A 12,584-nucleotide genomic window follows, 5' to 3' on the forward strand; every position below is an offset into this window, starting at 1 on the left:
ACGTTACACGCCAAGAATCTTCACTGGTTTCCTATTCGACGCTTGCAACCGAACTGCAATAAATGTGTCATTTCAGTGCCGAATCATCCAGCAACGGTGGATTTTTTGATTGCGCTGGAAGTCCGGATCCAGGGTCTTCGCAGAGATATCTTCACAGCTGAATTTCTCCGCCAGTGCGGGGTCCAGCTTGAAGCCACGCAGGTTGTTGGAAAAGTACAGTGTGCCACCAGGTCTGAGCACTGCCATCGCCGCGTCCACCAAAGCAACGTGGTCGCGCTGAACATCAAACGTGCCTTCCATGCGCTTTGAATTTGAGAACGAGGGAGGGTCTAGCAGGATCAGGTCATACTGTCGTTGGCATGCCGCCAACCACACAGCACAATCTGACTGCTCAACTCGATGTGTGCTCTCCCCGAGGCCATTGTTGGCCAGATTGCGTTGCAGCCAGGCCAGATACGTCTTTGACATGTCGACGCTGGTCGTTGAACTGGCGCCGCCAAGGGCTGCGTGAACCGTGGCGGTCCCGGTGTAACAGTACAGATTGAGAAAATCCTTATCACGGGCTTCTGCGGCAATACGCAGGCGCAGCGGCCTGTGATCGAGAAAGAGCCCGGTATCAAGATAGTCTCGCAGGTTGACCAACAAGCGTGCCTGGCCCTCTTGCACCGTTAGAAACTCCCCGGCTTCACCCTGCTTCTCGTATTGTGAAGTTCCTCGCTGGCGTTGGCGTTGTTTGAAAACGATCTTGTCAGCAGGCATGTCCAGCGCGTCGGGCAACGCCTGCGTCACTTCCGCCAGCCGCTTGTCGGCCGATTGGGGGTCGATACCCTTGGGCGCCTGGTATTCAGCGACATGGGCGTGATCGCCATAAATATCGACAGCTACAGCATACTCAGGCATGTCGGCATCGTAGAGCCGGTAACACTGCACTTGCTCGCGCTTGAGCCAGTTCTTCAGCCGCCGTTTATTCTTGCGAATGCGGTTGCTGAACATGGCGGCACCCTCGCTCAGTTCAGGCGCCGCGGCGGCAGCCGGTGCGGGCGCGTCCGACACAGGCGCAGGCGCGGTCTCGCGGTAGTTGTTGTTCTTGAGCGTGAACAACAGCAGGTGTGCCTCCAGAGCGCCGTTGTAGAGTGCATAACGCTTGTGGGAGCGCAGACCAATGGCGCGCCCAAGCTCAAGGTCAGACGTAAAAATTGCCGCGTCCCAATCAGCAAACTCCGTGGTCATCACCTGGCCGAGCTGGCTGTACAGGTAGGTGAGACTCTTCTTCTCGCCAAGCCGCTCTCCATAGGGAGGATTGCACACGAGCAAACCGTAGGGCAGCGGCGTATGGGTGGGCTTTTTCAATTCTGCCAATGGCTTCACCGCCACCCGCACGACTTTTTCCATGCCAAGCTGGGCGACGTTCTCCTCGGCCCGACGAATGACTTTTGGATCGGCATCATAACCTCGGATCTCAGGCAGCTGGGCCTGCCTGCCCCGCTCGGCCCGACCGCGAGCGTCAGCGACTATTGCGCGCCACTGGGTATCGTTGTGCTCAGGCAGTTTTTCGAAGCCGAAGCGTTTGCGGCCCAACCCCGGTGCAATATCTGCAGCCATCATGGCGCCTTCCAGCAGCAAGGTGCCCGAACCGCACATGGGGTCTATCAGGGCCCCACCTCGTGCCGCAGCCCCTGGCCAGTCCGCGCGCAGCAATATCGCAGCCGCCAGATTCTCTTTCAACGGCGCTGCGCCCTGCTTCTGCCGATAGCCACGCTGGTGCAGGCTCGCACCGGAATAGTCGAGGGCGACGGCAATTTTGCCGCGAGTCAGGCGCACGTTGATCCGCACATCCGGATTGCGTCGATCTACCGTGGGGCGGAGACCGCCGTTGTCCTTGAACCAATCGACGATCGCGTCTTTGCAGCGCTGGGCACCAAACTGGGTATTGCGAATACTGCGATTGGTGCCGGAAAAGTCGATGGCGATACTGTTGCGCGCGCTGCACACCCGGGACCAGTCAAATGTCCTGAGCTGCGTGTAAAGCTGATCGGCATCTTCTACATCAAATCCCGCTAGCGGTCGCAATACCCGGTTAGCCAGGCGAGACCACAGGCAAGCGCGATAGCCGATCGCCTGAGGACCATTGAAATGCACCCCGGCGATGGTTTCACGGGCGTCTTCGGCGCCCAGTGCCTGTAATTCGGCGGCGAGCAAACCCTCCAGCCCTTTGGGGCAGGTGGCGAACCACTCACTGGTCATGTTTAATCCTTTTTGGTTTTCTTGGCGGCGGCGCGCTTGCGCTTGGGAGCTGCCTTTGCAGGCGCTTTTTTGCGAGCCGTTGTAGACCGGCGTCGGGTCTTCGGTTTGGGCGTGTTAGCTTCTTTCTCGCGGGTCATCACCTGGAGAACGAGATTGGACGAACTCTCCATGTACTCGATATAACGATCAAACTCTTCATCACTAAAAGCGCGAAGGCTGTCGTGCTGCCGATAGAGGTTTGTAAAACGGCGCTCACGCTCATAGTGCTTGGGCAGTGTAAGCACCCCCCACTGCTCGAGCGTTTTCTCCAACGCGGGGTTGTAGGTGCGCATAAACTTGATCAGGAACGGGATCGGATCGTGCCGCGCCAGCAAGGACGCGCTGCGCAGCATCATCTCCAGGGGCATGATGGCCTTGCCATCTTCTACCTCTTCCAGCACCTTTTTGTCGGAGATGCCCAGGCTTTCGGCCATGTCTTTGACCGAAAGGCCAGCCGTTTCGCGGGCGTCACGGAGGAAGTGTCCGGCGTCTGCCATAGCCTCAAGGCGCTCCGGCTCAAACTGGTTGAGCACGGTATTGCGCAACCAGGTCTCGCCAAACATGGCCGTCATGGTCGCGGTATTCCGCGCCAGCTCCAGGGTGCCACCGGCTACCTGGCCGGTGAGCCGGCGCAGGGAGTCGATGAGTCCGTCAGATTCGTGTGTGTCGTCTTTAGCCATACGCCAAGGATAGCTTACTCAGCGGCAGAAGGCAGGCCTGTTTCAAGCGCAAAAATCCGCTGCAAGATCCCCCGCCAATCGCTGTACTGCTGTTCCAGGCTCCCGGTCAGGCGGTAAACCTGCCCACTGGACTCCAGTACCGTGGGCGCTGTTTCATTGTCGAAGCCTCGCGCGAGCTCGCGAATGTCCTGCTGTTGGGTCTTCGCCACCTTGTACTGATTGTAGACCTGCTGCAATGCAGAGAAGCTACCGTAGCGGCCTTGTGAGTCACGCTCTGAGACACGCTGCTCGTATTCTGCGCGGTAAAGCGTTTGCTCCCGGTCGTACTGCCGCCAAAGATTATAGGCCGGCGCCATCTCCCGCTGCAGGTCGACATACTGCTCATCAACGTAGTCCACGAACAGGTACTCCTGGCTGCGAATCCGCTTGACCCGCGCCACCATTTCATCGCCTTCTGCCGGCAGTCGCAGCGCCTGATAACGTCCATCCACACTTCCGAGATAACCTCCAAACGCGTCCGGGGAGAGCCCAGCGGCGTAGCGGAGGAAAGAAATTTGCCGTATCTGTCGCGGCGCGGCAGGGTCCATAGCGTCGCGGGCCGCCAACATATCGTTGGCTACAGCGCGGTAGATGTCGGCAAACGGATCGGCGTCATTCTGCACCGGATAATCGCCCTCGCTCGAGGTATCCAGGTAACTGCGATTGAGCCAGATACGACCCGTTGCATCGACGACCTCGATAGCCAGCTGCAACCGAAGCCCGGTGGCGTTTTCAATCCTTGCGAGCACCTGGACATCGGCCAGCGCACTGCGCTCAGGCGTCACCCGGATAACGCCCCATGCATCACTCTGCTCGAGGGCACGGCGCAGGTTCACCGGCAGGTACGTGGATTCAACCGCCCGTACTTTCGGCAGGATGCCCTGGGCGTTCTGCTGGGCGACGTCCTCAGGCACACCGTCGTCGAAAACCACGATAGCGATGTCCAGCCGGTCCTCATCTGCAATGCTCTGTGAAGTCTCTAACGGCACCGAACCCACAGGGTTCAAGAGCTCTTGTGCCTGCGCGACCCGAAACATCATCGAGCACAGCGCAACCAGGGTAAACAAAGCGAAATATCTGCTCATAGCTGCGGAGCCTCTGTGGTACAGACCCGCCCTTTGGTCAGGGTCTGGCGGCAGCGAATACCCGAGCGCGTCGGGTCGTAACGGCGGTATACGCGATCGATGGTGAAAGGATAAGTGGAGCCCGGTGTGCGCACTGTCGTCGCGATATTGAGACGCTCACCGTCGGGGGCGAGGGTCAGCCGGTGAAAAATAGATAATTTTTCCGGAAGCCCGATAGAAAAGACGAGCTGGTGCCCGTTCCAGCCGCAAGACTCGCGCCCGAAGGCGTTCTCGTCGGTATAGACCTTGCCCGCGTGGAACTCGCAATACAGGGCAAAACTGCCCTCGCGATCTATATCGATATGAAACTCATCCTGGGTAATTTCCAGCAACTGCACATCCGTGATCAGTTCCGCCATACGCGCCTGGGTGTACAAGCCCTGGCTGCTCGCTGAGCCGGTATTGCCCGTCGACAATGTGCCCGGCCCCTGCTTCATATTGCGCTGGCGCCGTTCCGCTTCACGCCGCAGTTCACGCATGGCGACATCGTACTGGTCGCGCACCGTTTCACTCTTGCTGTAGTCCACTTCCCAGGCGCCACTAAGATCCACCGCCCGGGTACTTGTCGGAGTGGCTGGAATCCTCTCCGGCTCAGAGGAACAAGCAGGCAACAGAGAGCCGGCGAGTATCACCAGACAAAAAGTACGTACTATCGGAGCAAACATCAGCCTTCGCTGCCCCTCCCGGCCAGTTGGGGGAATTCAATGGTCATGCCGGTCGCAATATCCATACCCGGCGCAAGCTCTGTGGCAATTGCGGGGTGCAGGAAGGACTCCCAACTGCCTTCCAGCGTATACACTCCATCATAGCCTGCCGCCGCGAGTCGCTCTGCTTCTTCAGCGGCCTGGGGTAGCTGGGCGTAAAAGGGGCCGTCGATCTTCATCATGTGGTTCCAGAATTCATCAGCCCGATACCATAACCTAAACCCAATTCAGGAGTAATACTGCAGTGAAAATTGGTGTGTGCCTGCCCTACATGAAAGCCGGTATCAACCGCGACGATTTGCTCGCGTGGTTCCGTGTCGTCGATTCCGGTCCTTTCCACAGCGTCTCCTGTGGCGAGCGAATTCACGGCCCCACCTGCGATATGGGTGCACTGCTGGCCGCCGCTGCGGCCTGCACCACGCACGTCGAGATCAGCCCTACTCTTTACGTGCTACCCATGCACAGCGCCGTAGAAGTGGCCCGGGAAATCGCCACTCTGGACCTTATTTCGGGTGGCAGGATGAATCGTGTAGCACTGGGTTACGGCGGTCGAGAACAGGATTATGCGGCACTCGGCGCAACATTCCGCGGACGCTATGGCCGCATGGACGAACAGGTAGCGACGATGCGTGAGGTCTGGCGCGGGAACGAAGTCATTCCCGGTTGCGGCCCCATTGGCCCCCAGGGCTTACGCCCGGAAGGTCCGCAGCTACTGGCCGGCGCCATCGGGCCAAAAAGTATTGAACGCTGTGCCCAGTGGGCCGATGGCCTGTACGCCTGGTCTGGCAACGGTGAATCCGAGGAGCTGGCCAACGCATTCGCCCTGGCTGATGCGGCCTGGGATCGCGCTGGCCGCGAGCAACGCCCCTATCGGCTGGGCGGTTTCTGGTACACCCTGGCCGAGGACGGCGCGCAAAAGCTCTATGACTATGTCTACCAATACCTGGATATCGCAGGGCCCGAAATCGCCACGATGATGGCTGAGTCAGTCTCTCGCTCTTCCAGCGACCAGGTGCTGGAGGCACTGGATAACGCCGAGGCAGCGGGCTGCGAGGAGGTATTCCTGGTGCCGGCCACCGCCGAGCTGGTTGAAATCGAAAAGCTCGCCGAGTTGCTGCAGAAACGGGGCTAGGCAACAGTGTAAATATGGCCTTTTTCCCGGTCTGAGTTGACGTATACTGTGCGGCCACCGCAAACCCAACATTCAGATATACCGCGAGATACTTCATGGCCAAACGAGTCTACCTGTTCAACGAAGGCAATAGAGACGACCGGGAACTCCTCGGCGGCAAGGGCGCCAACCTCTGTGAAATGACCTCTCTGGGGCTTCCCGTGCCCTACGGTTTCATCATCACCACCGACACCTGTCGCGAATATTTCCAGGCAGGCAACAAGCTTCCAGGCTTGCTGGAGCAGGAATACCGGGTCGCGCTCGATCTTGTTGAGAAGAAAATGGATGCTCGTTTTGGCGACCCAGAGAACCCGCTACTGTTCTCGGTTCGTTCCGGCGCCCCTGTTTCCATGCCTGGCATGATGAACACCATCCTCAATCTCGGCCTGAACGACGAAATCGCCGCGGGTCTCGCCGAGAAAACCGGCAACCCTCGCTTTGCCTACGATTCCTACCGTCGCTTTATTTCCATGTTCGCCGACGTGGTGATGGGCATTCCCGGCGAGAAGTTCGAGCACGAAATCGAGAAATACAAGGAAGCGCACGGCAAGGAACTCGACGTCGATATGAGCGCCGAGGACTGGCAGGCCATAATTGCTATCTACAAAACCATCGTCGACTTTCCGGAAGACCCTTTCACCCAGCTAAAGATGGCTGTTGAGGCCGTATTCCAGTCCTGGCATACACCCCGCGCAATTTTCTACCGGGAGATGAACAACATCTCCGACACCATCGGTACTGCCGTCAACGTGCAGGCCATGGTGTTTGGGAACTTCGGCGAAGACTCAGGTTCGGGCGTGGCATTTACCCGCAACCCATCCACCGGTGAACGCCAGTTCTTCGGTGAGGTTCTGTTCAACGCCGCCGGCGAAGACGTGGTCGCGGGCATTCGCACTCCCCTGCCCGTGGACGCCTTGCAACAGCGCATGCCCGAAGTTTACGACGAGCTCTACCGCACTCAGGAGCTATTGGAGAAGCACTATCGCGACATGCAGGACATGGAGTTTACGATCCAACAGGGTCGCTTCTACATGCTGCAAACGCGCGGCGGCAAGCGCACAGGCCGTGCAGCGGTGAAAATTGCGGTAGATATGGTTGGCGAAAACCTGATCAGCGAAGACGAAGCGCTGATGCGGGTGTCGCCCGACCATGTGGAAGCATTCCTGCACCCCACGGTCGATCCCAGCGCCAAGAAGGATATCGTCGCCACGGGCCTGCCAGCGAGCCCCGGCGGTGCCACCGGCCAGATTGTCTTCTCCGCCGAGGAAGCTGAGGAGGTTAGCAAGACTGGCCGCAGTGTGATCCTGGTGCGTCGAGAAACGACGCCAGAAGACATTCACGGCATGAAGGTCGCTGCGGGCATTCTCACCGAGCTGGGCGGCATGACATCTCACGCGGCCGTTGTTGCCCGGGGCATGGGCGTGTGCGCTATCACCGGCTGCGGTAGCTTGAGTATCAATTATGCCGACGGCATCGCCACTACCGAAGATGGCGTGGCGATGAAACGCGGCGACACCATCACTCTCGACGGCACCTCCGGTGAAGTCATGCTCGGCGACATCCCGAAAGCTGAAGCATCGTCCTCTGACGACTTCCAGACCCTGCTTTCCTGGGCAGACAAACACCGCCGACTCAAAGTGCGTGCCAATGCGGAGACTGCAGAAGACGCAGCCAAGGCACTGGAGCTCGGAGCCGAAGGCATCGGCCTGTGCCGCACCGAACACATGTTCTTCGAAGCGGAACGCATTGAAAAAATGCGCGCCATGATCCTGTCTGAGACCAAGAAAGAACGCAAAAAATACCTCAAAGACCTGCTCGAATTTCAGCGCAAGGACATGTTCGAATTGTTCAAGGTCATGGACGGTAAACCGGTCACGATTCGACTGCTGGACCCCCCGCTGCACGAATTCCTGCCGCATACCGAAGAGGACATGCAGGCGCTTGCAACCTCTATCGGCAAGCCAGTAGAGAAAGTGCGAGAGATCACTGAGGGCATGTCGGAGGTCAATCCGATGCTGGGTTTCCGCGGCTGCCGCCTATCGATCATGTATCCCGAAATCACCGAAATGCAGGTAAAGGCGATCATGAGTGCCGCGGCAGATGCCGTGGAAGCTGGCTACAAACCGCTACCCGAAATCATGATCCCACTGGTAGTAAACGTGCGTGAGATTCGCATGATCACCGAGATCATCGACAAGGGCATCCAGAAGGTGTTGAAGGATCGCCTGATATCGGTTCCCTACAAGGTGGGCACGATGATGGAAACGCCCCGAGCCACCCTCGGTGCCGACCGCATCGCCCCGGAAGTCGAATTCATGAGTTTCGGCACCAACGACCTCACTCAGATGACCTATGGCTTCTCGCGCGATGATGTGGGCAAATTCATCCCCAGCTACATCGAAAAGAAACTGGTCGAGGACGACCCCTTTGTCAGCCTTGACCAACGGGCCGTAGGCCGCTTGATGGAGCTGGCCGTGTCAGAGAGCCGCAAAGCGAAAAAAGGCATCAAGTACGGGATCTGTGGCGAGCACGGCGGCGACCCGCGCTCAATTCGATTCTGTCACAACCTCGGTCTGGACTATGTTTCCTGTAGCCCATTCCGCGTGCCCATCGCGCGTATCGCCGCCGCACAGGCACATGTGGAGAAAGCGCAAGAGGATTGAGTCTGTTGGGCGCGGCTTCAGCCGCGCCCCGCTAACCCGCTACCTGCTCCTTGAGCACAAACTTCAGCACTTTGCCCGCCGGGTTGCGCGGCAGCGCATCGACCAGTTCCATGCGCAACGGCAGTTTGTAGCGGGCCAGGAATGGGTCGGCGAAGTCGCGCAATTCGTCCAGCGTCAATGAGGCGCCCTCATGCAAAGCCACCACGGCTGTCACCGCCTCCCCCCACTTTTCGTCCGGCATGCCGATTACGGCAACTTCGGCGATCGCCTCGTGTTTGTAGAGCACACCTTCCACTTCCGCCGGGTAAACATTTTCACCGCCGGAGATCACCATATCCTTGAGACGGTCACAGATGTAGAGAAAACCCTCATCGTCGAGGTAGCCGATATCACCTGAGTGGAACCAGCCCTCGGTATCAATGGCAGCAGCCGTCGCTTGCGGGCGGTTCCAATAGCCCTTCATGATGTTCGGGCCACGCAGGCATATCTCGCCTTTCTCTCCCGCAGGGAGCGGTTTGTTCTCAGCATCGACAATGCGTGTGTCGCTGTACAGAGGCACCTGGCCCGCTGAGCCCAGCTTGCTCACTGCGTGTTCGGGGGTCAGCATGGCGGAGAACGGCGCGGTCTCCGTCAGGCCATAGCCCTGGCAAAAGCTCACGTCGCGAGCACCGTAAGTTTCGATCAGTGATTCGGGCACGGGCGCCGCTCCACACACCAAAACGTCCAGGGAACTGAGATCCGTGTCTGCAAACTGTGGCATCTGGGACATAAACAAATACATGGCCGGCGCGCCGAACATATGCGTCACCTGGTAGCGCTCGAAGTTCTCCAGCACCGCACCCGGGTCGAAGTTGCGCAGCAGTATCAGTTTGGAGCCGAGATGGAAAGAATGCAGGGTGAGCACATTGAGGCCGCCAATGTGAAACAGCGGGGCCGCTGTTAGCACGATATTGTCGCGGCTGGCACCGAACGCCATGGACGCATTGATATTGTTCCACACAAAATTGCCATGAGTGAGCATGGCGCCCTTGGGCAGGCCTGTTGTGCCTGACGTATACATGATCAAGCCGGTTTCGTGCTGATCGACCCCCACTGTATCGGTGATCGGTTCAGCGGCTGCACGCTCTGATGTCAGGTGGCGCCAGCCTTCCGCTTCGCTCTCGGAACTGAAGTAGTTGCGGCAGCACAGGTTTTCCAGCGCGGGCTCCACGACCGGGCGCAGTGCATCATCCACGACCAGGCTGTGGAGACCCGCGTCATTGATAATAAATGTGAGTTCCTCGGCGGTTAGACGGAAATTCAGGGGCACAAAAATGGCACCCAGGGCCTGGGTCGCAAATAAGGTTTCCAGCAATGCAGGGTGGTTAAACCCGAGGTAGCCCACTCGATCGCCAACACACACGCCCGCTTCGCGAAACAAGCTGGCCTGACGTCGGACACGGCTGGCGAAGTCCGCGTAGGTGATTTCCTCTTCCTCGAATACCACCGCGATACGCTCGGGATTCAGGTCTGCCCTGCGCAGCGCTGCAGCGGCAAAGTTGTAGTCGATCTCGGGGCGATTCATCGCTATTCCTCTTATTTACTTATTCAACGGAGACTGAACAATAATGCTCTCTGGGCGCTACGTCCATTACCCTCGCGAATGGGCACAATTCATTTCAGTGCTATTAAGCTGCACGCCAAAACCTGATACCGTTGCGCTCCTTTGATTCACTGCAGAGAGCACGACCATGACCAGCAGTTTTTTCCCGCCCCAACGCACCCTGATGGGCCCCGGTCCCTCCGATGTCTCGCCCCGGGTCCTCGGCGCCGTCTCACGCCCTACTATCGGCCACCTGGACCCCCTGTTCGTCCAGCTGATGGATGAAATCAAGGGCCTGCTGCAGTACGCCTTCCAGACGGAGAACGAACTGACTATTCCAGTGTCCGCCCCCGGTTCCGCCGGAATGGAAGCCTGCTTCGTCAATCTGGTGTCTCCTGGCGACACCGTCATCGTCTGCCAGAATGGCGTATTCGGCGGCCGCATGAAGGAAAACGTTGAGCGCTGCGGTGGCATCGCGGTGATGGTAGAAGACGCATGGGGCGAACCCGTGAGCGTCGATAAGACACGCGCAGCCTTTGCCGAACACCCCGAGGCTACCCTGCTGGCTTTCGTCCACGCAGAGACCTCCACTGGCGTGAAGTCAGACGCTGCCGCCCTCTGTGCACTGGCCAAAGAGAACAACGCCTTGAGTATCGTAGACACCGTCACATCCCTGGCCGGCATCGAGCTCAAAGTCGACGCCTGGGGCGCTGACGCTGTTTACTCAGGCACCCAGAAATGCCTGAGCTGCATACCCGGTATCTCTCCTGTGACCTTCAGCCCAGCCGCTGTAGAGCGCATCCAGAATCGTGAGCACAAAGTGCAGAGCTGGTTCCTCGATATGCAACTGGTCATGGGCTACTGGGGCGCCAATACCAAGCGTGCCTACCACCACACCGCCCCCGTGAACGACCTCTACGCCCTGCATGAATCGCTCGTGATGTTGCAGGAGGAAGGTCTTGAGAACGCTCACGCTCGCCATCAGCGCAACCACGAGGCACTGGTAGCCGGGCTGGAGGCAATGGGCCTGAGCATGGCGGTTGCCGCTGAGCATCGTTTGCCGCAATTGAACGCTGTCAATATTCCGGAGGGTGTGGACGATGCCGCGGTGCGCACCGCGTTGCTGCAGGACTTCAATCTCGAGATCGGCGCGGGTCTCGGCGCGCTTGCAGGCAAGACATGGCGCATAGGCCTGATGGGTTATGCCAGCAGCCCACGCAATGTTGTGACCTGCCTGACTGCGCTGGAAGCGGTGCTCTCGCGCCAGGGCGCCACAATCAATGTTGGTGCCGCCCTGCCCGCTGCCAAAGCACTGCTCACGGACTAGTCAGCATCTGCCAGAGGATGGCGGCTCGTTCGGGCCCGCCATCTCTGCTCATCACATACTCGACGTGATCCCAGCGCCCCGCGTTCGGGCTAAGCTCGATACTCCACAAAGGATCGATTTCGTTAGGTAGCATCGAATAGCGGATATCGATCACCCGGTTCGGGTGCTCCGGGTCGAGCGCTACGTAGTCGTTGCTGAACCAGCGGAAACGCTCCACATCCAGGGCCTGCTGAGAGTTGGCTTCCAGCCAGGGCATGTCGCGTTCCAGATCCAGTTTTAACACCGAATCTCCAGGGTAAACCTTTGGACGCCAGGTCACGCGCACTGCGTCCACGTAGTAACGATCGCCGTCCGCATAGACCGTTTTCCAAAGCAGGACATTGCCGAAACTGGGCTTGGCCTCCAGGCCATGCGCAGTATGGCCGCGACTCAGGGCAAGCTCCCGCCCCATCTGGACAGCAGCATCGCGCTGATACAGGCCAAAACCCAGATAGCAAAGCGCCCAGACCAGGCCGACCCGGGCTATGCCCGGCTTGCGCAGCGCCCAGGCGAGAACTACCGCCAGCAGCAGGGGCAAGGTGAGCAGCGGGTCGATAATCGAAATCGTATTCCAGGCGAAACGCTGATCACTGAATGGCCAGAGGAGCATGGTGCCGTAGGTCGTACAGGCGTCGAGCAAGGCGTGGGTGGCATAGCCGAGCGTGCAGAACAACCATGTCTGGTGGAATGCCAAACCCCGCCGGCGGCCCAACAGCCCGTGTAACACCAGGGCGCAGATTGCGCCGCCCAGCGGAATAAAGACCAGAGAGTGGGTAAACTGCCGGTGGTATTCGAGAAACAGCAGTGGATCTTCGGCCGACCGAATCAATACATCGAGGTCAGGGGCCATACCGGCGAGAAAACCCAGCAGGCCGGCAGCGCCCGTGTGCACCTGCCGGCTGAAGGACTGCGGTAATGCTGCCCCCAGTGTTCCCTGAGTGAGAGGATCCATTGCAAAAGTTCCATGCTAAA

The 12,584-nt window shown here is 58.9% G+C and carries 10 protein-coding genes; 3 read left to right on the forward strand and 7 right to left on the reverse strand.

Annotated elements, in window-relative coordinates; translation table 11 throughout:
• Positions 1–72 precede the first annotated feature (72 nt).
• Genes rlmKL through EY643_RS11360 form a run of 5 tightly spaced genes read right to left on the reverse strand, consistent with a single transcriptional unit; the run spans position 73 to position 5,009 of the window.
• Positions 73–2,244, reverse strand: coding sequence for a bifunctional 23S rRNA (guanine(2069)-N(7))-methyltransferase RlmK/23S rRNA (guanine(2445)-N(2))-methyltransferase RlmL (rlmKL, locus tag EY643_RS11340; protein WP_152662309.1), 2,172 nt, complete (start codon positions 2,242–2,244; stop codon positions 73–75).
• Between the two features lie 2 nt (positions 2,245–2,246).
• Entirely contained in the window at positions 2,247–2,963 is a 717-nt protein-coding gene (locus EY643_RS11345; protein ID WP_152662310.1) for a helix-turn-helix domain-containing protein, read from the reverse strand.
• Between the two features lie 14 nt (positions 2,964–2,977).
• Positions 2,978–4,087, reverse strand: coding sequence for a hypothetical protein (locus EY643_RS11350; RefSeq protein ID WP_152662311.1), 1,110 nt, complete (start codon positions 4,085–4,087; stop codon positions 2,978–2,980).
• A complete protein-coding gene (locus EY643_RS11355; RefSeq protein ID WP_152662312.1) occupies positions 4,084–4,791 on the reverse strand; it encodes a hypothetical protein in 708 nt (235 codons plus the stop codon). Before EY643_RS11355 ends, EY643_RS11350 begins: the two co-directional genes overlap by 4 nt.
• On the reverse strand, positions 4,791–5,009 hold the full coding sequence (locus EY643_RS11360; RefSeq protein WP_205743041.1) for a hypothetical protein: 219 nt from the start codon (positions 5,007–5,009) through the stop codon (positions 4,791–4,793). The genes EY643_RS11355 and EY643_RS11360 overlap by 1 nt, the downstream gene beginning before the upstream one ends.
• A 65-nt stretch (positions 5,010–5,074) precedes the next feature.
• On the opposite strand from EY643_RS11360, the gene EY643_RS11365 reads away from it, so the two are divergent.
• On the forward strand, positions 5,075–5,962 hold the full coding sequence (locus EY643_RS11365) for an LLM class flavin-dependent oxidoreductase (RefSeq protein WP_240732679.1): 888 nt from the start codon (positions 5,075–5,077) through the stop codon (positions 5,960–5,962).
• 95 nt (positions 5,963–6,057) lie between these two features.
• On the forward strand, positions 6,058–8,664 hold the full coding sequence (gene ppdK / locus EY643_RS11370; RefSeq protein ID WP_152662314.1) for a pyruvate, phosphate dikinase: 2,607 nt from the start codon (positions 6,058–6,060) through the stop codon (positions 8,662–8,664).
• Positions 8,665–8,695: 31 nt separating this feature from the next.
• On the opposite strand, the gene EY643_RS11375 is transcribed toward ppdK, so the two are convergent.
• Positions 8,696–10,228, reverse strand: a complete 1,533-nt coding sequence (locus tag EY643_RS11375) for an acyl-CoA synthetase (protein ID WP_152662315.1) — start codon at positions 10,226–10,228, stop codon at positions 8,696–8,698.
• 166 nt (positions 10,229–10,394) lie between these two features.
• Between EY643_RS11375 and EY643_RS11380 the strand changes: the two genes are divergently transcribed.
• Positions 10,395–11,573, forward strand: a complete 1,179-nt coding sequence (locus tag EY643_RS11380; protein WP_152662316.1) for a pyridoxal-phosphate-dependent aminotransferase family protein — start codon at positions 10,395–10,397, stop codon at positions 11,571–11,573.
• Here the strand turns inward: EY643_RS11380 and EY643_RS11385 are convergent.
• Positions 11,563–12,564, reverse strand: coding sequence for a metal-dependent hydrolase (locus EY643_RS11385; protein WP_152662317.1), 1,002 nt, complete (start codon positions 12,562–12,564; stop codon positions 11,563–11,565). The two genes, EY643_RS11380 and EY643_RS11385, sit on opposite strands and share 11 nt — an antisense overlap.
• Positions 12,565–12,584: the final 20 nt, after the last annotated feature.

It is taken from the genome of Halioglobus maricola, assembly GCF_009388985.1.
GTDB classification, from domain to species: Bacteria; Pseudomonadota; Gammaproteobacteria; order Pseudomonadales; family Halieaceae; genus Halioglobus; species Halioglobus maricola.

What these genes read in the sequence shown, in the direction of transcription:
- rlmKL (WP_152662309.1), bottom strand. Translation starts at nt 2,244, where the DNA reads ATGACCAGTGAGTGGTTCGCCACCTGCCCCAAAGGGCTGGAGGGTTTG.
- EY643_RS11345 (WP_152662310.1), bottom strand. Translation starts at nt 2,963, where the DNA reads ATGGCTAAAGACGACACACACGAATCTGACGGACTCATCGACTCCCTG.
- EY643_RS11350 (WP_152662311.1), bottom strand. Translation starts at nt 4,087, where the DNA reads ATGAGCAGATATTTCGCTTTGTTTACCCTGGTTGCGCTGTGCTCGATG.
- EY643_RS11355 (WP_152662312.1), bottom strand. Translation starts at nt 4,791, where the DNA reads ATGTTTGCTCCGATAGTACGTACTTTTTGTCTGGTGATACTCGCCGGC.
- EY643_RS11360 (WP_205743041.1), bottom strand. Translation starts at nt 5,009, where the DNA reads ATGAAGATCGACGGCCCCTTTTACGCCCAGCTACCCCAGGCCGCTGAA.
- ppdK (WP_152662314.1), top strand. Translation starts at nt 6,058, where the DNA reads ATGGCCAAACGAGTCTACCTGTTCAACGAAGGCAATAGAGACGACCGG.
- EY643_RS11375 (WP_152662315.1), bottom strand. Translation starts at nt 10,228, where the DNA reads ATGAATCGCCCCGAGATCGACTACAACTTTGCCGCTGCAGCGCTGCGC.
- EY643_RS11380 (WP_152662316.1), top strand. Translation starts at nt 10,395, where the DNA reads ATGACCAGCAGTTTTTTCCCGCCCCAACGCACCCTGATGGGCCCCGGT.
- EY643_RS11385 (WP_152662317.1), bottom strand. Translation starts at nt 12,564, where the DNA reads ATGGATCCTCTCACTCAGGGAACACTGGGGGCAGCATTACCGCAGTCC.